Annotated in this window: 20 protein-coding genes; 2 read left to right on the plus strand and 18 right to left on the minus strand. The window is 42.8% G+C overall.

The genetic code is table 11. From position 1 onward, the window contains the following. Positions 1 to 6: 6 nt before the first annotated feature. Both thiE and H8Z82_RS03300 read right to left on the minus strand, forming a co-directional pair. Entirely contained in the window at positions 7 to 684 is a 678-nt protein-coding gene (gene thiE, locus H8Z82_RS03295; protein ID WP_186994232.1) for a thiamine phosphate synthase, read from the minus strand. A gap of 13 nt (positions 685 to 697) precedes the next feature. Continuing rightward, entirely contained in the window at positions 698 to 1,393 is a 696-nt protein-coding gene (locus H8Z82_RS03300) for a DNA alkylation repair protein (RefSeq protein WP_243176385.1), read from the minus strand. A gap of 206 nt (positions 1,394 to 1,599) precedes the next feature. Between H8Z82_RS03300 and H8Z82_RS03305 the strand changes: the two genes are divergently transcribed. Next, positions 1,600 to 2,187: a cytidylate kinase-like family protein gene (locus H8Z82_RS03305; RefSeq protein ID WP_186994234.1), complete on the plus strand. Its 588-nt coding sequence runs from the start codon at positions 1,600 to 1,602 to the stop codon at positions 2,185 to 2,187. A gap of 139 nt (positions 2,188 to 2,326) precedes the next feature. Here the strand turns inward: H8Z82_RS03305 and H8Z82_RS03310 are convergent, their stop codons facing one another. The 14 genes from H8Z82_RS03310 to H8Z82_RS03375 form a co-directional block, all read right to left on the minus strand. Continuing rightward, the gene (locus H8Z82_RS03310; RefSeq protein ID WP_186994235.1) at positions 2,327 to 3,082 is read right to left on the minus strand and encodes a glucosaminidase domain-containing protein; all 756 of its coding nucleotides are present in this window, start codon (positions 3,080 to 3,082) and stop codon (positions 2,327 to 2,329) included. Position 3,083: 1 nt separating this feature from the next. Further along, on the minus strand, positions 3,084 to 3,938 hold the full coding sequence (locus H8Z82_RS03315; protein ID WP_019161829.1) for a bifunctional 5,10-methylenetetrahydrofolate dehydrogenase/5,10-methenyltetrahydrofolate cyclohydrolase: 855 nt from the start codon (positions 3,936 to 3,938) through the stop codon (positions 3,084 to 3,086). Between the two features lie 41 nt (positions 3,939 to 3,979). After that, positions 3,980 to 4,609 (minus strand): cyclodeaminase/cyclohydrolase family protein, encoded by a 630-nt coding sequence (locus H8Z82_RS03320; protein ID WP_019161830.1) that lies wholly within the window; start codon positions 4,607 to 4,609, stop codon positions 3,980 to 3,982. A gap of 88 nt (positions 4,610 to 4,697) precedes the next feature. Beyond that, positions 4,698 to 5,366: a DUF3786 domain-containing protein gene (locus H8Z82_RS03325; protein WP_186994236.1), complete on the minus strand. Its 669-nt coding sequence runs from the start codon at positions 5,364 to 5,366 to the stop codon at positions 4,698 to 4,700. 120 nt (positions 5,367 to 5,486) lie between these two features. Beyond that, a complete protein-coding gene (gene acsV / locus H8Z82_RS03330) occupies positions 5,487 to 7,427 on the minus strand; it encodes a corrinoid activation/regeneration protein AcsV (RefSeq protein ID WP_186994237.1) in 1,941 nt (646 codons plus the stop codon). A gap of 118 nt (positions 7,428 to 7,545) precedes the next feature. Beyond that, positions 7,546 to 8,331, minus strand: a complete 786-nt coding sequence (acsE, locus tag H8Z82_RS03335) for a carbon monoxide dehydrogenase/acetyl-CoA synthase methytransferase subunit (protein WP_019161833.1) — start codon at positions 8,329 to 8,331, stop codon at positions 7,546 to 7,548. A 100-nt stretch (positions 8,332 to 8,431) separates the two neighbouring features. Continuing rightward, complete coding sequence (gene acsC / locus H8Z82_RS03340) at positions 8,432 to 9,790, minus strand: acetyl-CoA decarbonylase/synthase complex subunit gamma (protein WP_019161834.1); 1,359 nt, start codon at positions 9,788 to 9,790, stop codon at positions 8,432 to 8,434. Between the two features lie 22 nt (positions 9,791 to 9,812). Continuing rightward, the gene (gene acsD, locus H8Z82_RS03345) at positions 9,813 to 10,757 is read right to left on the minus strand and encodes an acetyl-CoA decarbonylase/synthase complex subunit delta (RefSeq protein ID WP_019161835.1); all 945 of its coding nucleotides are present in this window, start codon (positions 10,755 to 10,757) and stop codon (positions 9,813 to 9,815) included. Between the two features lie 407 nt (positions 10,758 to 11,164). Continuing rightward, positions 11,165 to 13,291 (minus strand): acetyl-CoA decarbonylase/synthase complex subunit alpha/beta, encoded by a 2,127-nt coding sequence (gene acsB, locus H8Z82_RS03350; RefSeq protein WP_186994238.1) that lies wholly within the window; start codon positions 13,289 to 13,291, stop codon positions 11,165 to 11,167. A gap of 26 nt (positions 13,292 to 13,317) precedes the next feature. Continuing rightward, positions 13,318 to 14,082, minus strand: a complete 765-nt coding sequence (locus H8Z82_RS03355; protein WP_019161837.1) for an ATP-binding protein — start codon at positions 14,080 to 14,082, stop codon at positions 13,318 to 13,320. 43 nt (positions 14,083 to 14,125) lie between these two features. Beyond that, complete coding sequence (cooS, locus tag H8Z82_RS03360) at positions 14,126 to 16,018, minus strand: anaerobic carbon-monoxide dehydrogenase catalytic subunit (RefSeq protein ID WP_019161838.1); 1,893 nt, start codon at positions 16,016 to 16,018, stop codon at positions 14,126 to 14,128. Positions 16,019 to 16,194: 176 nt separating this feature from the next. After that, on the minus strand, positions 16,195 to 16,965 hold the full coding sequence (locus H8Z82_RS03365; protein WP_019161840.1) for an ATP-binding protein: 771 nt from the start codon (positions 16,963 to 16,965) through the stop codon (positions 16,195 to 16,197). A gap of 66 nt (positions 16,966 to 17,031) precedes the next feature. Beyond that, positions 17,032 to 17,214 (minus strand): CooT family nickel-binding protein, encoded by a 183-nt coding sequence (locus H8Z82_RS03370; protein WP_019161841.1) that lies wholly within the window; start codon positions 17,212 to 17,214, stop codon positions 17,032 to 17,034. A 13-nt stretch (positions 17,215 to 17,227) separates the two neighbouring features. Beyond that, positions 17,228 to 17,623, minus strand: a complete 396-nt coding sequence (locus H8Z82_RS03375) for a hypothetical protein (RefSeq protein WP_019161842.1) — start codon at positions 17,621 to 17,623, stop codon at positions 17,228 to 17,230. Positions 17,624 to 17,960: 337 nt separating this feature from the next. Here H8Z82_RS03375 and H8Z82_RS03380 point away from each other — a divergent pair, with 337 nt between their 5' ends. After that, positions 17,961 to 18,788: an aldo/keto reductase gene (locus H8Z82_RS03380; RefSeq protein ID WP_019161843.1), complete on the plus strand. Its 828-nt coding sequence runs from the start codon at positions 17,961 to 17,963 to the stop codon at positions 18,786 to 18,788. A 61-nt stretch (positions 18,789 to 18,849) separates the two neighbouring features. Here the strand turns inward: H8Z82_RS03380 and H8Z82_RS03385 are convergent, their stop codons facing one another. Both H8Z82_RS03385 and plsY read right to left on the minus strand, forming a co-directional pair. Beyond that, a complete protein-coding gene (locus H8Z82_RS03385; RefSeq protein ID WP_186994239.1) occupies positions 18,850 to 19,872 on the minus strand; it encodes an NAD(P)H-dependent glycerol-3-phosphate dehydrogenase in 1,023 nt (340 codons plus the stop codon). Between the two features lie 34 nt (positions 19,873 to 19,906). After that, positions 19,907 to 20,557 (minus strand): glycerol-3-phosphate 1-O-acyltransferase PlsY, encoded by a 651-nt coding sequence (plsY, locus tag H8Z82_RS03390; protein ID WP_019161845.1) that lies wholly within the window; start codon positions 20,555 to 20,557, stop codon positions 19,907 to 19,909. Between the last annotated feature and the right edge of the window lies 1 nt (position 20,558).

Below are 20,558 nucleotides of genomic sequence, written 5' to 3' on the forward strand. Positions count from 1 at the left end.
CTGCCTTTAATTATTCTTCTCTTCTGTTATCTCTGCTGCAAGCATCCTGCAGGTTTCATTTTTCAGGTTTTCTGCTGCTTTTTTAATATCTCTCTGGGCGTAAATAGCACTGATCACCGCAATTCCACAGATGCCGCTTCCTGCCAGTTCTCTTACATTTTCCTCAGTGATGCCGCCAATGGCAATAACCGGAATGGAAACCGCCTTGCAGATATCCTTCAATGTATCAAAAGATATTTCCTTGGCATCTGCCTTGGAATCTGTGTGAAATACAGCTCCTACTCCCAGGTAATCGGCGCCTCGCTCCTGGGCAAGAACTGCCTGCTCTACGGTCTTGGCTGTAACCCCGATAATTTTATTCGGCCCCAGCTTGGCCCGTACATCACCTGCCTCCATATCGCTCTGTCCCACGTGAACACCATCTGCGTTGATGGCAGCAGCAATATCCACATTATCATTTATTACAAAGGGAACCTGATATTCCCTGCAAAGCTTCTGCAGTTCTCTGGCTTCTTCCAGAAAATGTTCTTCATCCAGTTCTTTTTCCCGAAGCTGTAAAAAGGTTACACCGCCTTCCAGACTTTCTTTTACTACGGAATACAGGGTGCGTCCATTTAACCAGTGGCTGTCTGTAATAGCATACAGCTGCAGATTTTTTCTGTCTGCGTTTGTTTTTCTTTCCAAAATAATGATCTCCTTATAATTTTATTTTCAAATTTCTCAGATACTCTTTTTTTTCAGGCGAAATTCTCCTGCTCTCCAGTGCTTTCTGGATTGCTTTATTATGGGTCCATGGCTCCAGGATCTGCTTTTGTATGTAAGGAAGCGTTACCTCATACTGCTTCACCAACGCAATGCTGAAATACCATGCAGCTGCCATTTTTACATAAAATTTTTCAGACTCTATGTTTGCAACAAGTGAAAGCATTTCCGGGTCAAATGCATCATCCAGATAGAAACCAAGTAAAGTCACGATTCCAAATCGGACGGTATATTCATGGTCACTTTGAAGCCATTTTTTTATCCTTTCATATATATAAGGCAAATGTTTTCTGAAGATTTTAGGGGACAGCATATCACAGGTTGCCCAGTTATCTACATAGGGCAAAAAACGCTCCAACTCTGCCAAAAAAGTCTCTATATCTTCAGGATAAAGCAAAGACAACAAAGCACCATGAAGGTTATTTTCTTCATAATAATCATGAGGAAGTTTTTGTATAAATTCTTTTGCTTCCGGCATTTGAAATATTTTTTTGGCATAACTTCGCAGATCTGGGGTGCGTACGCCGATGATCCTGTCACAGGAAATATTGGGCATCAATTTTGCCTGGAATACCCGATAGCCCTCATCCTGTAATTCAAATAATCCACTGGTAATCATACTGTCATTCATATTTATTCCTGCCTTCACAAACATTTATTTCATATTACCTGATACATTATACCTTACTGTCATAAAAATAGCCAGTCCCATTTTTTGTGTATTATATACAAATATTCAGAAATAATCATTTGATATTTATATATTATACTGGAAATTTTCAGATAGTAGTGTTATAATATTCACATGAAAAAAACTTCACAAAGGAGGGTTTGACTATGAGTAAACGTGTGATTACTATCAACAGAATGCTTGGCAGTAATGGTCGACTGATCGGCAGGGCTTTAGCAGATGAGCTGGGATTTGCTTTTTATGATAGAGAGCTGATCGATATTGCTGCAAAAAAAGAAAATATCCCCCACGACCTGCTTGAAAAGGTGGATGAAAAAAGGGGCAGCCAATGGCGTTTTCCTATTGACCATGAACTGCAGCTGGACAGTGAATTTCATTTTGTTCCCATGAATGATGTACTCTTTGATCTGCAGCGTAAGATCATCCTGGAGGCAGCCCAGAAGGAGGATTGTGTCATTGTAGGCAGATGTGCCAATCATATCCTGCAGGATAATTGTCTCAGTGTATTTATTTATGCTCCTTATGATTACCGTGTCCAGACCGTAATAGAACGTACAGGCCGTGAAGAAAAAAGTGTTCAGAAGCTGGTCAAGAAAGTAGACAAGGAACGTCGCACCTACTATGAATATTTTACTGACAGAAAATGGACAGATCTGTCCCAGTATCATCTTTCCATTGACAGCAGTAAATTTGATCAGGATACTATTGTAAAAATGATCAAGCTTGGTCTGTAAATGCCAGCTGACAGCATTTTACATTCCATAGCCAAAATAAAACAGGCAGAAGGAATTTCCGGTAAGGAAATTCCTTCTGCCTGTTTTTATACTTATAATCATTCTTCTGTTGTTTCTATTTATCATAGCATTATGTTTATCACATTTCACTTACAGAAGACAGTATTTTTCTTAATTTACTGCCATAATCCTTTCCTGCTGCCCAACCGCCGCCATAGGGATTTTCCTGAATCCCCAGCCACTCCACATAAGGAGCAGTTTCTCTGGTTACATAGTCAAAGCGCTCATCTACGCATTCCTGATTTAAAGCTTCGGAGGATGCATAAGCCTTCAGATGCTGTACCTGTGCCCGCAGTCCTGTACGGACATCAGGGAAAGAATTTCCCTTCACTCCGTCTCCGGTTGTTCCCAGTCCTGCAAAATTAAACTGGGTAATCTCAGAATCACCACCATAAGACAGCCATCCGGTTTCCAGCATGGATTGTGCAAATACCACCTCACCACGGACATTTTCAGCATTGGCTTCCTCAATGATAATATTACAGAAAGTTTCAATATCCGGTGCCCCACCTGCTCCCAGTGCCTCCGCAGGATAAGGAATACCCTGCTCATTATACAGAGAACACATGGCATTTACTGTTACAGTGGTTCCACCCATAATCGTATAATACCCATAGGTGTTATCTGTGGGATCCTCATTGGAAATCACTGCATCTGAGGATTCTGCCAGATATTCAGGCTTTGATATCTGTCCTTCCCCTGAATGATCCGGTTCCTGACTGTTATCCGATAGTGTCTGATCCTGCCCGGCACTTACGAAAGCAGGTGCCCCGAACATCAGGGCACCTGTCATTGTCATAAGCAGCCAGAAATATTTTCCCGGCACTTTTTTCATCTTATGCGTTTACCTTTCTCATTGCAGCTTCTACTACATGACCAACCAGTACAGAAGTTGTAACACTTCCAACACCGCCAGGTACAGGTGTAATAGCATCTACGATAGGCTCTACTGCTGCGTAGTCAACATCACCACAGAGTTTGCCTTCTGCATTTACGTTGATACCTACATCGATGATTGTCTGGCCTTCTTTTACATATTCAGCACCAACAACACCTGCACGGCCTGCTGCTACAATAATGATATCTGCTTCACGTGCTACAGACGGCATATCTACAGTTCTTGTATGGCAGATTGTAACAGTTGCGTTTTTCTTAACCAGCATCATTGCTGCAGGTTTACCAACAACAAGGCTTCTTCCGATTACTACTGCCTTTTTGCCTGTGCAGTCGATTCCGTAATGATCAAGAATTTCCATACAAGCCTGTGGTGTACATGGCGGGAAACCGATCTTTTTGCCTGTGAATACACCGGACATGGAAAGGTCTGTCATACAGTCAACGTCTTTTTCAGGAGCAAGTGCATTCTCGATCACTGCCTGATCCAGATGTTTTGGAAGCGGACGGAATAATAATACGCCGTGAATGCTGTCATCTTTGTTTACTTTATCGATAGTTGCAAGAAGCTCTTCCTGGGCAACGTCCTCCGGAAGTAAGATTTTCTCACATGCAACACCTAAAGTTTCGCAACGTTTTGTTGCTCCTCTTTCATAGGAGATATCGCTTGGGTTCTCACCAACACGGATGATGCAGAGGGTAGGATTTACTCCTTTTCCCTGAAGCTCTGCTACATTTGCTTTGATTTTTTCGTTTAATGCTGCTGTTACTTCTTTACCTAATAACTGCTTAGCCATTGATTGTTTCCTCCCAAATTGCACTCATTTTTCAAAAACTATTATTTCAGTCTGCCAAGTACGCTGTTAAATGTGTCATCTGCGATCTTTGTATATTTCTCAAGCATGGCATCTGCTTTTCTGTTTAATTCTTCTGCATACTCTCTGTCAGCCATGGATTTTGTGTTGATGTATACATTCAGGCTGGCACCCTGTAATGCTGCCTTACAGAAAGCTGCACCAACACCAGCATCACTGATAGCAAGCTTGGAGCCCTTTGCGCCGAATTCTACGATCAGCTCGATTGCTTCACAGCATTTCTCCATGATTTCCATAGGAACGGAGCAAGCATCTTTTAATACAATCTCCATGACTCTTGCTTTCTCAGCTTTTTCTTCCTCTGTCTCTTTTGGCATTCCATATGCTTTGGATAATGGTTCGAATACTTCAGCATCACGTTCGATCAGACGAAGGAAATCCTTCTGAAGCTGATCACATTTTGCCTTTAATTCATACATTTCTTCTTCTACATCTGCATATTTCTTCTTGCCTACAGTAAGGCTTCCTACCATATTGCCAAGAGCTGTTCCTACAGCACCAACCAGTGCAGATGCACCGCCGCCGCCCGGAACCGGAGCCTTAGATGCCAGAACTTCAACGAATTCTGTACATGTACTTGTTGAAAATCCCATTTTTTTCTCCCTCTTTCTGTTTATATTTATTTATTTGACTCTGATATTTGTGGATTATTCGCAGTTTCCATAATCCTGATATCATTTGTCATTTCTGAACGCATTTCAGATATGCTTTCAGAGAACCAATGATCACATCTCCCATAACTGCCATATCCTCTGCCTGGAAAGAAACAGGAAAATTATCTGAAAAAAGGATCTGTGAGGAAGGTGGAAATTCCTCATCCCCTTCCCAGAGGATCATCTGTATTTTATACTCCGGGAAAATTTCCAGCTCATAGGCAATATCTCCATGTTTCACTGAAACAGCTTTGATATGCTCCATGATCGCTTTAAAATCTCCCAGACGATTTCCATAGGAAAATGCCAGACGTTTGATGCATCTGCCGTCAAACTGCCTTAAATATACTTCTCCCCATGGCATCTCACGGTATGTCTTAAATTTTCCGGAGCTTTCAGATTTCACACCGTTTAAAAGAAAACGGATAGTCAGGATTCTGGCATAGATCATGTCCTCCAGCGGATAAAAGCCCTTATCATCCGGCGTATGTGTTACTTCAAAATCCGGCCATGTAATCTGATACTGTGTTCCAAGAAAAGTTAAAGTCAGTTTTTTTGTTTCTTCATCGTAAGGAATAGACAGTCTGGAAGCAATTTCCTTCGGATCTGCAGCTGCAAACTCCTGAGTATAATGCTCCCATGGCATTCTTTCCTTACTGTCTTTTTCATAATTTAAGTCATTTAAGCTAAAAGCCATTCTAAGTCTCCACAGACAGGACAGACAAAATGTACTTGCCTGCCCTGTTACTTTTTATTCATTCAAGCGCGGCAATCGTTACGGTTCACTCCCGGTAACCTGCCGTATGCCGTATAAATATCAGCGGTTCTGAATCTCTTCCATTACTGTCGGGAACATACTGGTATCTGTATGAGGAATGAAACATGCACCTACAAATTCATCCATATAAATCGGCACTGTAGAAAGTTCCATATATGTCATATTGGAAGCAAGTTCATAAGTCTTCTTCTCTGCCGGTGTTGACAGAAGCATCAGATAGGCACCTGTCAGAGAGGAGTTACCAATGTAGTGGAATTTCTCAATGGGGATATCCGGGAACATACCGATGTTGACTGCATTCTGCATGTTGATACCGCTTCCGATACCGCCTGCAACATATACGTCATCGATCATGCTCACATCGAAATCCAGAGAAGTAAGCATTGTACGGATTGCTGAGAAGATGGCACCTTTGGCACGGATAAAGTTGTCAATATCAACTTCTGTAATCTCAACATCTTTTACAGAACCTGCCTCTTCCTCAAATGCAAGGATATAGCTGCCCATTCCGTATTTGTCATGTTTGATTCTCTTTCCTTCACGGATAAATTTACCCTTGGGGTTGATGATTCCGCAGATATAAAGTTCACTGATCACATCGATGATACCGGATCCACATAAACCTACAGGTTTGGTTCCCGGATCACCTACGATCTTGTAGGTGGGCTCCATAGTCTCTTTGTCAATGGTACATGCTTCGATGGCTCCATCTGTGGCACGCATACCACAGCTAATGTCACCACCTTCAAAGGCAGGACCTGCAGAACATGCACAGCTCATCATAAAGTCTGAGTTTCCAAATACAAGCTCTCCGTTTGTACCAAGGTCGATAAACAGTGAAAACTCCGGCCTGTTCCAGATCTGGCTGACCAGGGTTCCGGCTGTAATATCGCCGCCTACATAGCTTCCGATATTCGGCGCCATAATAATATGAGCGTCTTTATTAATATCAATTCCCACATCAGAAGCAAAGAGGGAATTGGTCTTAAAGAATGCAGGGATATATGGTTCTGTACGTAATGGATCAGAATTAATTCCTGCAAACAGATGATTCATAGTTGTATTAGATGCCACGCACATTCTGTATATGCGGTTTTTCGGGAATTTTGCACTTTTGCACATCTCGTTGATCATCGGATTGATAGTTTCTTTGATCACAGCATCCTGCAGCTTTTGCTGGCCGCCTGGTTTCTGTGATTCTACAATTCGGTTAATAACGTCTGCACCAAAACGGATCTGTCCGTTTCCGGCAGAACTCTTTGCCAGAATCTCACCATTCTCCATATTGATCAGTACAGCGGAAACAGTTGTTGTACCAATATCGATTGCCAGACCACCGATTACTACATCTTCGTCTTTACCGAAGATATCATACACAAACATATCGTCAGAAGTAGCGCGGATCACACATTTTACTGAAAAATTACTCTCTCTCAATACATCCGGAAGTTTTTTCAGAACTGTATAAGGGATTCTGACTCTGCTGATATTCAGATACTTCCGCAGTGCCCTTGTAAGTCTCTCGTTATCCGGCATTGTGTCATCCAGAGACGGAGGATCCATTGTGACATCCACAACTTCCAGACTGTTCTTCAATTCGATGCCTGCAAGCTCTACATCTCTTTTGGCATTTTCAAAAATGGCTATTTCCTCTTTAGAGCTTAAATCAGCTACTTTCATTCTGCTCTTATAGGCAGATGCAATATCAGGTACCAGCACATCCACATCAGCACTGATTTTGCTGCAGCAGGCAAGGCGCCATCCTTCCTGATATTCCTCATCAGAAATATGTAATGTCTTTTTGCTTTCCAGTTCTCCGCTCTTTAACTGGACACGGCATTTTCCGCAGGCTCCGTTTCCGGAACAGGGTGCATCGATGGCCACATTGGCTCCACGAGCTACCTCAAGTAAATTATCCCCCGCATTGGCAAACGCTTCTACCACACTGCCATCTTCGAATGAAAATGTTACCTTAAACATTCGGCAACCACCTTTCTCATAGTCGTTAATAGCCTGTAATAAAACAAGGGCTGAAGACCGAAGCCTTCAGCCCCCATAATTATGTATTCAATTAAATACGCTTTTCAGATAATACTGATTAGATTTCCAGATAGGAATCTGCATACAGTGTATTACCTTTGAATACATCACAGGATTTAATAGTTTCCATCAGACGAAGATCGTTAGGGTTAACGATCGCAGATGTAAGACCATTCATCATAGCCATTGCTACAAGAGCAGAGTCCATGATCGGACGGATATGTTTTGGCATACCGTTACTGTTGTTAGAAAGACCACCTGTGGAGTTCAGTCCCATTTCAGAGAACATTTTGATTGCTTCAAGAACTTCCATCTGTTTTTCCTGCATTCCTTTTACAACCAGGAATAACGGGTCAAACCAGAGATCTTCAGCTTCCATACCAAGAGACATACCTCTTTCAAGCATGTTCTGGCAATGCATCATACGTTCATCATTGTCTGCTGCTACCATACCGGAAGAGCAAAGTGCGATACAGATGGCATCGTTTGCTGCTGCAAGGTCGATGTTTGTGATTCTGTCACCAGCATCAGCAGAGTTAACGATCGGTTTTCCTTTTGCTCTGTTGTATACAGAGATACCAGCTTCAATAGCTTTCTTGTTTGTTGTATCCAGTGCAAGCGGAACATTGTCAAACTCTGACTGAAGGAGCTGTACTGCCCATTTCATCAGATCTTCTCCATCGTTCTCAGCAGGTCCGATGTTTACATCAAGGTAAGTAGCACCAGCATCAAGCTGCTGTTTTGCTCTTTTGATGATCGGCTCTGGATCTCTTTCTGTAAATGCTTTGTTTACTGCAGGTGCAGTAGTGGAAAGTCTTTCTCCGATTGTTACAAATTTTGCCATAACCGTGTTCTCCTTTTTATTTATTTACACAGGATATAACCTGTATGCTTCTTATTAAATGCCAGACCGGATCCATGACCGGTCCGGCATCTCACACCGATTAGATCTGACCGTCTGCCTGCATATCCTTTAAGAATTTAACAAGCTGTACAGCTTCTCTTGGTCCAACGATGATTTCCCATCCAGGAAGTTTTGCTTCAAGGTCACCCTTAAGAACTGCTACCTTACCTGGGATAATAAGCTTTCTGGATTTCACCTTAGGCTCAACATTTTCTTTGATGTAAGAAGAAATGCTGTTGCCGGAGAATTTACCAGCTGCCCAGGATGTCAGTACGGAAAGTCCGCCTGCATCATTGATTACCAGGTTAAGCGGAACACCGGAACGCTCCAGCTCGCCGGATACAACGAAATATGTAAGAGCGAAGTCTACAGTAGTAACTACTACAGAATTCTCATCAGCACCATTTAACGGATAGATGCCTGGCTCAACTTTCATTGGCTTCTGTGGGTCAGTGTAAACGTTCTGACGCAGGCCATATAACGGAAGAGCTTCTGCATATGTCATCTGCTCCATAACGATGATGGAACCATATTTCATTGTAAACATAGATGCTAAAGCTGCCTGTAAGTGAAGGTCACCTTTTGCGATCTTAACAAGGTTTACGATAGATGGATAACCAAATGTTCTGTCCTGATCTTTCAGAGCTGCACGACGAACCTGTACAGTGTTTGCAAAGGTTTCTTTAATGTCAGCGCCTGTTGTATCAAGAACAAGGTTCTTGTTTCCAAGTTTTTCAAGAGCTGCTGTTGTATCATATAATTCATTTAAGTCTTTTCCGGATACACCGAGAACAACACCTGCTTCTGTAGCAACTGCGTTCATTGCTTCATAGTTGGAAGCATCTGCACCGTTTAAGACCGGTTTGCTGTCTTTGCATACTGCAAGAGCGGCTTTAGCAATTTCAGGATCTTTGCATTCAAGAACTAAAGTTCTTCCAAGACCTGCTGCTTTTTCTACAAGTGCTGTATATTTAGCTGCATCTGCACCCTCGCCACAGTTTACATATACAAGTTCAGCATACATTCTTTCACCGATACGGTCATAATCTACCTTCGGGATCTCTGCAAGTTTCGCCTCTACTGTAGCATCATCCATGCATGTGCACAGAGCTACTGCATATCTTGGCTTGCTTACAAATGTTTTTTCATGTCTGAATAATACTGTTTCTCCACCCAGAGTGTGCTCTTCTGCACCAGTACCAATTTTGATTGTCTTCATTGGCGGAGCAGTTGCCTCGGAAAGAGATGCTAAAGCATCCTCAGACATATGCGGACATTGTTCGATTTTCATAGCGCCCTGAGCAACCTTCATAGAGAAAGCCATACATGTTGGGCATCCGCATTCCTTACAGTTTTTCTTTGGTGTTAATTTAAAGATCTGAATACCATTCAGTGCCATTTTATTTGTTCCTCCTATTCAATTACGCAAGTGCTTTGATCATTCTGGAAATAGTTGCAACAGCTTCCGGATGTCTTAAGATGACTGCATCAGATCCGGCTGCAAGGTCAGCAGCAGCTGTCATAACTTCCATATCGATTCCACGCTCTTCTTCCGGTCCCCATTCAGGCATGTCAGCTTCAGAAGCTGTAGCTTCTTTTACGCCCCATGTCTCAGCGGATACCGGTGTAATGATAGGCATCTGCAGCATGTTATCATTCTGAGATAAAGCTGCACCTTTGATACGGTCCATTGTAGATACAACGTACTCATATCCATATCCGGCAGCAGCACTGCCGATATTCATAACGATCTTCTGTGCGTTAACGCCTAACTGAGTAGTTACAACGTTAAGCTGTTTAGCAAGGTTGATATCTACGGCAGATTCTGCACCTACGATCTGATCGTAAGCAAGTCCTGCTGCAGCACCGATTGCTTTGTAGTTTTCTTCTTTTTCAGAAAGGATCAATACATTTCTTCCCTGAAGAGCTTCAGCTACTTTTGGAAGAAGTTCAGCGTCTTTTTCTACGTTCTTGCATCCTTCTACTACTAATGGTGTATCAATGGAATCTGCAACGTCTTTTACAACTGCAATAAGTTCATCAACAGATTTGTTTACACCGTTCGGATCTCCGCCTTCAAGGATAAGCGCTACAAAATCAGCACCTTCCATAGCTGCTGCTTTTTTAGCCATTTCTCCAATTGTGGAAGCTCCGTCATAGTATGCTTTGATACCTTCGGATACAACATTCTCAAGACCCATATCAGAGATCTCCACACCGATTTTAGGTGTGTTTTCTGATGGTGCATCAAAAGAATAAAATGGATAAGTAGAATCTCCGCCGATTGTTACAGTCTTATCTCCGCTGCCAATGGTGACTGTATTAATCTTTGCATTGAATTTCTGAAGTTTCTGATTAAACGGCATTTTTTTGGCCTCCTTAAAAAATTACTGTGTGTATGTATCTTTTCGCAGACTTACACATTATGTCGAATGTAGTATACAACATTATCATACTTATTGACAAGAGCAGGATGTTATGTTTTGTTAAAAATGCAACAATCTTTATACTGCATCTATAAATACAGCAGCTGATCATACATTTATCGCTGACCGGTCATACACTCCGCACATATTACCGGGCAGCATATATTACATCCATACCTTATCTTTACGAAATATAAGTGCTGTACTTTCACAGGATCACAATATTGTCCGTCTTTGAACATAATATACTATGGTTTTTATATATACGCTGTTTAGCGTTTAAACCCGGAGGCTTATATCAAGCCTCCGCATGACTCGCATAAAACCTCCGGGGAAACCACCAGACTTTACATCATCGGATCAAGAGCTAATGCCGGATGGCCTTTTTCTGTAAGGAAACCAACCAGTGTTTCCGGATCAGTAGCAATTGTTTCATCACCGATCATATCTGTAAAGTTGTCAATTCCATAGAGTTCTTTTGCTGTGTTGTTAAGACGTTCAGCAACAAACTCTTTCAGTTCTTTTGGCATCCATACGATACGTTCAATACCACCTTCTGCCTTCATGAACTTCTTGGAGCTGATGAAATGTTTACCATGTCCCATGAAACCAGGTGTCTGAACACCACCACCTGTCATGGATGCCATTTCTGAGAATGTCATTCCAAGAGGTGTCATGCCTGCATACTCACGGTTAGCGATAACAACACCATTGGAGAATGGCTCGATACCGCAGATACACTCGAAGCATCCGCATGATGTCATAGGATCCTGCATGATAGAGTACAGTGTAACGTGCTCTAATGCACCCTGGGAGAATTTCTTAACAGCTTCATCTACATCTTCATAAGAACCAAGGTTCTCATCAATAGGTCTTTCTTTTGTGATTACCTGGCAAGGTCCGTTTGGATCCAGCTCGTTGGTAGCTTTTGCATCCAGCCATGAAACGGCACCGCAAAGTCCAAGTCTCTCAGGTGTAACAACACATACGTGAGACGGGGAGAATGCCTGGCAGAGGATACAGCTGTAATATACATCTACAGATTCGTCTGTCAGAGTATTCAGACGGTCATCACGTTTCTCGAAGATCGGGATAGCAACTTCATGACGGATTCTTGTACACTCAGCAGGATCTGTATAAATAATAACTTCACATTTATCAACAACTGCGTCAAATTCGTTCTTAACCTGTGTATAGAGAACTTCACCGATATGTTTGATCTTGAATCCTGCAGCAAATGCGTCCTTACTGATACGGATTCTCTGCATATCTCTCTGTCCTGTATGGTATACACCTTCAATACAGTTGATGTAGTTATGGAACTTACGCTCGATAACCGGTTCAAAGTCAGGCTGCATGTTCTTGCCGGCAACTTTAACAACATATGCAATGCTGTTCTTGCTGCCAAGTTCCATATCGTCTACTTCCGGACCAACAACAGTAATCTTGTGGTCTTCTACTTCGCTCGGTTCACATGTATGTACAAGCTCTGCACAGTCTACACGGGAACCATCAAATTCAACCTGCATATCTTTACGACGGATGATCTCACCTTCGAATGCAGATGCGAAAGCAACAGGGATATCAATGTTTGTAATTTTGATCTTGATGTCACGAGCTTCCAGAGAAGTTGCATTCCATTTGGAGATGTCTTTCTGGCAGATAAGGCTCTTCGGTACTCTTGCAACATCTTCCTGATTTGTGATAACCGGGAATCCAAGAGCGATAGCGCCTGCACCACAAGCTACGATCACATCATTTAATGGTGCAAATGCATTAACAAATGCAGGTACACGTTTCATTGTGTAATCCATCAGAGTTGCAGCATCACCTGGTTTCACGTTACCGAAGATAAGAGCTGCACGAAGTGCTACAGATACTACATGGATAACTGCTGTAACATCTTTTCCAAGCGGGATAACACGTACGTTAGCACCTGTCTTGTATCCAACTTCCTCTAACTGGTCAATAACGTCACCAACCAGAGTAATCAGGATACCCTGAGACTGATAGGATTTAACAAGGTCTGCTGCTTCCTGAGCGGAAGGAGCTTTTCCAAGGATAACTGCTACACCAGGGATATCGCCTGTTACAAGCGGTACACCAAGTTCACGGATCACTGCATCAGCAAGATGTCCGTAGCAAGGAGCTTCATAAGGAACTGCTCCGTCGATATATTTCAGAACTTCGATAAATTCTGCGCAGAGAGCTGTAGCAACACCTGACATAAATACGTCATTTGTTCTCTTCTCTCTTGTCATAAGAGTTTTTACTACTGCAAGAGCATCTTTTAACTCTGCAAGAGTTCCAACCTTTGTTCCTGTTACTGCATAGTAGCATGGTAAGGAATATGCTGTATCAGGGAAGCTGACTGCTTTGTCAGCGCCGTATTTCTCAATTGCCTGGTTAATGGCACCCTCTGTCAGTCCATAAACCGCGTCATTTCCCGCAAAAACACTTTCAAATAAAGTCACTTTTGTTTACCTCCTAATATATGAGATTATTGACGATCTATTTTTTCTTTTATCTTAATGATCTCATCGGTAACTGTTTTGCTGAAATCATAGGGGGACTTGCCCTGTCTGTCCGCATCAATTACCTCTGTATTGTAATGAATCATTCCTAAAAGATCTTCCTGTGGAATCCGTTCTCTGATAAAGTTCTCATCATCCTCGTTGCGCACTTTATTTGCAACAACCTTTACCTGAGATACTCCCAGATCCTTTGCCAGACGTTTCACATTCTTGTATGTCTGAACGCTTCTTGCACCCGGTTCGATCACTACGATAAATGCGTCAACCCCTTCTGTGGTTCCTCTGCCGAGATGTTCCAGACCGGCTTCCATATCAAGAATTACTACATCTTCTCTTCTCAGTACCAGATTGTTAATAATACGTTTCAGCATTACATGCTCCGGACATACACATCCGCCGCCGCCTGTCTCGACAGTTCCCAGGACAAGGAGCCGTACGCCATTACAGACCTTACCATATTTCTCCGGAATATCGTCTACTTTCGGATTCAGATGATAGAACTGATTTCCTGCTGTAGCACCTGTACGTTCTTCCACCAGCTTACGCATCTTTGAAATCGGTACAATAGAATCCAGAGTTTCTTCATCAAAACCCAAAGCCAGACCAAGATTCGCATCCGGATCCACGTCTGCTGCAAGAACCGGTCTGCCCTCTGCTGCATACAACCTGGCCAGCGTTGCTGCAAAAGTGGTTTTGCCTACGCCGCCTTTTCCTGTAACTGCTATTTTCATTTTACGTCATCCACCTTTTATTTCGTTTTCAGATCACAGCAGATCAGATTCCTAATGCTGTTCTCTTTTCTTCAATTCTCTCGATCATAAGATCAACTAATTTATCAATGTCTTTTTCTACTGTATAAGCAGCACCGGTCCATTTTCTGGTTCCTTCTGTAAGAAGTTCGCACATTTCTGAAGAACCGGAAACATATGGATCAACACCAAGGAATGTATCAATACCGGTACCTACTACATAGTTACCAATGGATACAGCTTTTTCAGACATCCACTCAGGAGCACATCCAACTACAGGAAGCTGATTGATCTGAAGACCTGAATCTTTTGCAAGTTCAGCAGCAAGAATCATCATACGGGAAATATCTACGCATGATCCCATATGGAGTACCGGTGGGATATCAGCCAGTTCACATACACGTTTCAGACCTGCACCGCAGAGATCTTTGGCAGATTTGTCCATAAGACCTGCTTTTGCGGCTGCCTGTGCTGAACATCCTGATGCAATGATAACGATATCGTTGGCGATACATTTCTTCATCAATTCAATATGTGCATAGTCAGGACGGATCCTAGGATTGTTACATCCGACCATAGCAACAGCACCACGGATAACACCGGAAGTGATGCACTCAAGTAATGGTTTGGTTGTTCCTGTCTCATCAACCTGAGAGTTTGTAACACTGTCAAGAACCTTAACGATTGCTTCTACGGAATATCCAACTGTAGCTTTCTGTTTCAGCTGTGGGATATGTACAAGTTCAGGCTTTCTGTTCTTGAAGTTATCAATAGCCATCTTAACGATCGCTTTCGCATTCTCTCCTGCTGTCTCAGCATTGAATCTGATAAATTCAGCATCCGGCATCTGAGCAATCGGAGAAGTTGTGATAAATTTAGTATGGAAGCATTTGCTTAAAGGTCCTAATGCAGGGAAGATACACTGAACGTCTACTACGATTGCTTCGCAGGCACCTGTCAGTACTACATTCTCCTGCTGCAGGAAGTTACCAGCCATCGGAACACCGCGACGCATAGCTACTTCGTTTGAAGTACAGCATACACCGGAAACAGTGATTCCTTTTGCTCCTACAGATTTTGCATAATCGATCATTTCCTTACTGTCTGCATATTCACAGATCATCTCAGAAAGGCTCGGATCATGTCCGTGTACAACGATATTTACGTTCTCTTCAACCATTACACCAAGGTTAGCTTCAGTGTCAATTGGTTTCGGAGTTCCGAATAATACGTCAGAAAACTCTGTTCCCATCATGGAACCGCCCCATCCATCAGCAAGACCGCAGCGGATAGACTGTTTTACAAGAGCTTCCGGAAGAGAAGAACATCCCATATGAGCCATATGTAAAGAAGTAGAAACCTCACGGTCGATCGCACGTGGTGCAATTTCATTTTCAATCAGTTTCTCTTTCTGTCCTGCTGGCATTCTGTCAAGGAATCTCTGATATCCAAATGGTTTACCATATTCCATCAATCCTGTCTCAGCCATTTCATGAGCCAGATCATAGATATCTTTCCCTTCTGTCTCTACGCCCCATTCTTTGGCAATACGGATCAGTTTTTCAGGATCTTTTACCTGATAGTTTCCACCGTCTTTTGCACAATATAATGTGTGGCAGATTTCACGACCGTGATCAGAGTGAGTAGCTGCACCGCCTGCTGTAAATTTCAGGAAGTTTCTTCCTACGATACCATGGGCGTCACATCCACAGACACCTCTTGGTGCTTTAGGGGTAATACGACATGGTCCCATAGAACAGATACGACAGCAGACACCCTGCTCACCGAATTTACAATGTGGAGTCTGGTTCTTTACACGGAACTGCCATGCGTCAGCTCCAACCTTTGCACCTGTCTCCAAAAGTCTGGCAGTAGCCTCTTCAAACTCTTCCACTGTAGTTAATTTGAATTCACTCATTATAGACCTCCTTTAATTCTGGTTTGCGCATTTTATATGCACGTAATATATTTTTAATAATCCCATTGGCAGGAACCCATCCCCACCCATGGGTTATTTTAACATAAAAAAATTCAAAGCAGTAATACGCTGACAGCCCCTGACTGTACATTTCCGCACAGCCAGGAGCATATTTCCTATAAATCCAGTTTGTCAACTATGGCTCTCAGTGCCTTCTTGACAGGATTGTCTTCCGGAAGCATACTTGTAGGACGGCCTTCGCAGTCATATTCATATACTGCTTCATCCTGAGGAACTACTCCCAGGAGTGTAAGTCCCTGTTTCTGGATTTCCTCTTTGATTCCCTCATTCAGTTCTCCCTTGGGAGCTCTGTTGATAATCAATCCTACAGTCTTCGGATGCATATCACATTCTTTGATCAATTCTGCAATTCTGCCAACTGCCTGTACACCTCTCCGTGAACAGTCACTGACAAGGATTGCTGTCTGCATGCTGGGAAGGACACCTCTACTGATATGTTCCATTCCCGCCTCATTATCTACTACAAAGTAAGGATAATTATTCTGATATTTGGCCAGCTGGGTCTGTAAAAGGCCATTTACATAGCAATAACAACCCTTTCCCTGAGTCCTGCCCATTACCAGAAGATCAAAATCATCATCCTCTACCAGGGCATCCTCGAAGCGCATCTCCGCATAATCTGCCTTAGACATTCCCTTTGGGATCGGACTTTCCTTTGCAAGCTCTGCACGAGCGATTTCCTCACGTACGTCGCCCAAAGTAGTTTTAACCTCTACTCCCAGAACCTCATTCAGATTTGAATTTGCATCAGCGTCCACTGCCAGAATCGGTCCCTTACCCATTTCACACAGATATTGGATCAGCATTCCGCATAATGTTGTTTTTCCTACGCCGCCTTTTCCTGCGACGGCAATAACATGTGCCATAAAACCAGGTGCCTCCTAAATTCTTCTTTAATACTTTTAATCAGATTCTGTACTGTTCTCAAAAGCCTAGTCACATTTCAGCTTTACAATACTGTTTGCAAGATCAACCATAAGGATGCTTCCCTCTACAACTCTCTCATCCCCCATAATATCACGGAGAATCAGTTTGTTTCCGTCCACATCGATCCTTGCTACGTTTTTGAAAATAACAGAATCATCACTTTCCTTGAATACTGTTGCTAAACACATATGCTGTCGCCTCCTATTTCATCTCATCTTTAACAAGTGTCAGAGCAAGTCCAAGACGCATATTGCCTTTCTGGAAATCAGACACCGCTTCCTTGATTGTCTTACATGCAGCGTCCATTCCCATCTTTGCCAGATTATCAGCCATCTGATCCAGTTCCTGAGCATGATGCTCATTATGCTGAAGCATGTAGGTTAGCAGTGCAAGTGTTTCATTCTTGCAGTCTCCCTCCTGACAGCTTCCGCAATGTCCTGTCTCACAGCCATGATCTGTATGTGTATGTCCATGGTCATGTCCCTCTCCATGTGAATGCTCATGAGTATGGGTAGTTCCATCTGCATGAGTATGCTCATGGGTATGTCCGTGTCCATGCTGGACAAGATTACCATTCTCATCTTTGATTAAATGCATATAAATGCCCCTTTCTATACTGAAAACTCTCCTGTTCCTCCATTTACGGGCACTTCAGGGCAGTCTTCATGACAATAAATTATCAATTTAATGTCATTATACATCTTTCCGGTAGTTTTAGCAAGATATTTGACGTAAATAATTACTAAAAAATTCTGAATTCAATGCTTATATATGGTCTATTTTACAAAGTGTGTTAACGCTTTAACCAACATGTTATCTTGTTAACAATGTAAAACGCGAAAATATCATAAAAACAATGTACATATTCTATAAATATATGGTATAATTAATCAGATTGTTGTGTTAAGTATATAGAAGAATTGGAGGAATCATTTTGGAAAATACAGTTTTTCTGAATACCAACAGAGAAATGCCTTTATTAGGGCTTGGCGTATATAAGGCAACAGGAGAAAACGAAGCAGAAAATTCGATTATTTCTGCAGTAGAAAGCGGTTATCGATTGATTGATACTGCTTCGGCATACAAAAATGAAGAAAATGTAGGCCGCGGCATTGCCAGATGCGGAGTTTCCAGAGGAGAGCTTTTCGTAACCACTAAGGTCTGGAATACTGCCCAGCGCATCGGAGATATCCAGGGAGCCTTCGACAGAAGTCTGGAGCGGCTGAAACTGGATTATGTGGATCTTTATCTGATACACTGGCCAGTTCCAGGCTGTTACCTGAGCACCTGGAAAGAACTGGAAAAAATCCAGCAGTCCGGCAGGGCGCTTTCCATCGGTGTCAGCAATTTTGAGATCCGCCACCTGGAGGAGCTGGCAAAAATTTCCGATGTTGTTCCTGCAGTGAACCAGATTGAGTGTCACCCTTTATGCTATCCCAAAGAACTGATTGATTACTGCCAGAGCAGAGGCATTCAGATTCAGGCATATGCCCCCCTTGCAAGAGGAGCTTATCTGGATAACGATGTCATGTGTGTCCTGGGTACCAAGTACGGCAGAACTCCTGCACAGATCGGACTTCGCTGGGCAGTACAAAAAGGTATCTCTGTGATCCCCAAATCCAGTCACCCTGACAGGATCCAAAGTAACAGCCAGATTTTTGATTTTACTATTGAGCAGGAAGATATGGATATTCTGGACACTCTCAACCAGGATTTTCACAGTTCCCATATCCCGGAAGACCTTAGAGATGTAATCTTTTAATCTGAACAATTCTATTAAAAAAGTTCCTGAAATCTGTTTTGGATTTCAGGAACTCTTTTATTTATTCTGTTTCATCATTCCAGGGAAGCATAGGAGTCTCAACCTTTTTATCGCGGACCATCAGATCGATCACTGCTTCAGAGGCGGATTTTCCTTCAAACAGTACTTTGTTGACCTCTGCAATGATAGGCATTTCCACTTCATATTTCTCTGCCAGTTCTTTACCGGCTTTTGCGGAATAAACGCCTTCTACGATCATCTGTACCTCAGTCATGGCTTCTTCCATGGAATATCCCTTTCCTATCAGATACCCGGCTTTGCGGTTACGGCTGTGAACACTTGCACAGGTAACAATCAGATCACCGATTCCGGACAGGCCGTAAAAGGTCTCCATTCTGGCACCCATTTTTACTCCAAGCCTTGCAATCTCTGCAATCCCTCTTGTGATCAGAGCTGCCTTTGTGTTATCTCCATATCCAAGTCCATCTGCAGTGCCTGCAGCAAGGGCAATTACATTTTTCAAGGCTGCACCAAGCTCTACACCAAGCATATCCGGTGTTGTATATACACGAAAGACCGGACTCATGAAAATACCCTGGAGGTATTCTGCTGTCTCTCTCCTGCGGGAACTTACCACACAGGTAGTAGGAAGCCCTTTGCCCACTTCCTCCGCATGGCTGGGTCCGGAAAGCACAGATACCTCTGCCCCGGGAAGCTCCTGTTCAATGATCTCGCTGAGAGTCATCAGTGTTTTCTCCTCCACACCCTTTGCAACATTTACAATTCTCTGTCCCTTTTTCATATAAGGAGCCATCCGTTTACAGGTACTCCTGATATAAGGAGAGGGAACTGCAAGAACCGCCACATCTGCATCTCGCAGACTCCGTTCCAGATCTGTGGTAATATCAATTGCCTCTGGTATCTTTACTCCCGGAAGTTTGCTTACATTCTCCCGCTTTTCTCTCAGAACATCAATTTCCTCTCCCAGGGCAGACCATAAGATCACCTCATGCCCATTATTATGAAGAAGTAACGCCAGTGCTGTTCCCCAGCTTCCCGCACCTAATACACTGATTCTAGCCATAAATACACCTCTTTTTCCTTCCCTTACTCAGGAATTATTGATTCTTTTTCTTTTTTCCCAGATAAATCTGACTTTCTGTTCCGTCCAGAAGCCGTTGGATATTCTTTTTATGACGGAAAAGCGCCAGAACTGTCAAAAACGCCATTACCACATAAAGCTCCAGCATGTGGCTCTGATCCATGTGATAATCTCCTCTCTGCCCGAATACTACCATCAAAATAAAGGCAGTCACATAAGCACTGATAGAGCAGAGTGAAACATAATGTGTGGTAAAAAATAATGTAAAAAACACAACGGCACAAATGAGCAGAAGCCGCCAGTCAAAGGCAGCCAGCAGACCTACAGAGGCAGCAATTCCTTTTCCTCCTTTAAAATTAAGGTAAAAAGGAAAATTATGCCCCAGAATACATCCTGCTGCCGCATACAGGCTCAACAGAGGCAGAATCTCTGCATATCTGTCCCCAAACAGCGCCCGGACAATAAGGATCGCAGCCACACATTTCAGACAGTCACAAAGCAGATTCAGGGCTCCCGCTTTTTTGCCCAGGGTACGCATTACATTGGTGGATCCCAGATTACCGCTTCCCTGCTTGCGAATATCTGTATGATAAATCTTTCCCATAATATACGCTGTTTGAAAAAGTCCACACGCATATCCAATCAGTAAACAGATGATACGTTCCATA

The sequence above is a fragment of the Blautia difficilis genome, assembly GCF_014297245.1.
Lineage (GTDB): Bacteria > Bacillota > Clostridia > Lachnospirales > Lachnospiraceae > Blautia_A > Blautia_A difficilis.

Coding starts and splice junctions, on each gene's coding strand:
- acsV (WP_186994237.1), bottom strand. CDS start 7,427: ATGTTTAAGGTAACATTTTCATTCGAAGATGGCAGTGTGGTAGAAGCG.
- acsC (WP_019161834.1), bottom strand. CDS start 9,790: ATGGCACTGAATGGTATTCAGATCTTTAAATTAACACCAAAGAAAAAC.
- H8Z82_RS03325 (WP_186994236.1), bottom strand. CDS start 5,366: ATGGCTTTTAGCTTAAATGACTTAAATTATGAAAAAGACAGTAAGGAA.
- plsY (WP_019161845.1), bottom strand. CDS start 20,557: ATGGAACGTATCATCTGTTTACTGATTGGATATGCGTGTGGACTTTTT.
- H8Z82_RS03365 (WP_019161840.1), bottom strand. CDS start 16,965: ATGGCACATGTTATTGCCGTCGCAGGAAAAGGCGGCGTAGGAAAAACA.
- H8Z82_RS03375 (WP_019161842.1), bottom strand. CDS start 17,623: ATGCATTTAATCAAAGATGAGAATGGTAATCTTGTCCAGCATGGACAC.
- H8Z82_RS03305 (WP_186994234.1), top strand. CDS start 1,600: ATGAGTAAACGTGTGATTACTATCAACAGAATGCTTGGCAGTAATGGT.
- H8Z82_RS03300 (WP_243176385.1), bottom strand. CDS start 1,393: ATGAATGACAGTATGATTACCAGTGGATTATTTGAATTACAGGATGAG.
- H8Z82_RS03315 (WP_019161829.1), bottom strand. CDS start 3,938: ATGGCTAAGCAGTTATTAGGTAAAGAAGTAACAGCAGCATTAAACGAA.
- acsE (WP_019161833.1), bottom strand. CDS start 8,331: ATGGCAAAATTTGTAACAATCGGAGAAAGACTTTCCACTACTGCACCT.
- H8Z82_RS03370 (WP_019161841.1), bottom strand. CDS start 17,214: ATGTGTTTAGCAACAGTATTCAAGGAAAGTGATGATTCTGTTATTTTC.
- H8Z82_RS03355 (WP_019161837.1), bottom strand. CDS start 14,082: ATGAAAATAGCAGTTACAGGAAAAGGCGGCGTAGGCAAAACCACTTTT.
- H8Z82_RS03320 (WP_019161830.1), bottom strand. CDS start 4,609: ATGGGATTTTCAACAAGTACATGTACAGAATTCGTTGAAGTTCTGGCA.
- H8Z82_RS03310 (WP_186994235.1), bottom strand. CDS start 3,082: ATGAAAAAAGTGCCGGGAAAATATTTCTGGCTGCTTATGACAATGACA.
- acsD (WP_019161835.1), bottom strand. CDS start 10,757: ATGCCGTTTAATCAGAAACTTCAGAAATTCAATGCAAAGATTAATACA.
- H8Z82_RS03385 (WP_186994239.1), bottom strand. CDS start 19,872: ATGGCTAGAATCAGTGTATTAGGTGCGGGAAGCTGGGGAACAGCACTG.
- cooS (WP_019161838.1), bottom strand. CDS start 16,018: ATGAGTGAATTCAAATTAACTACAGTGGAAGAGTTTGAAGAGGCTACT.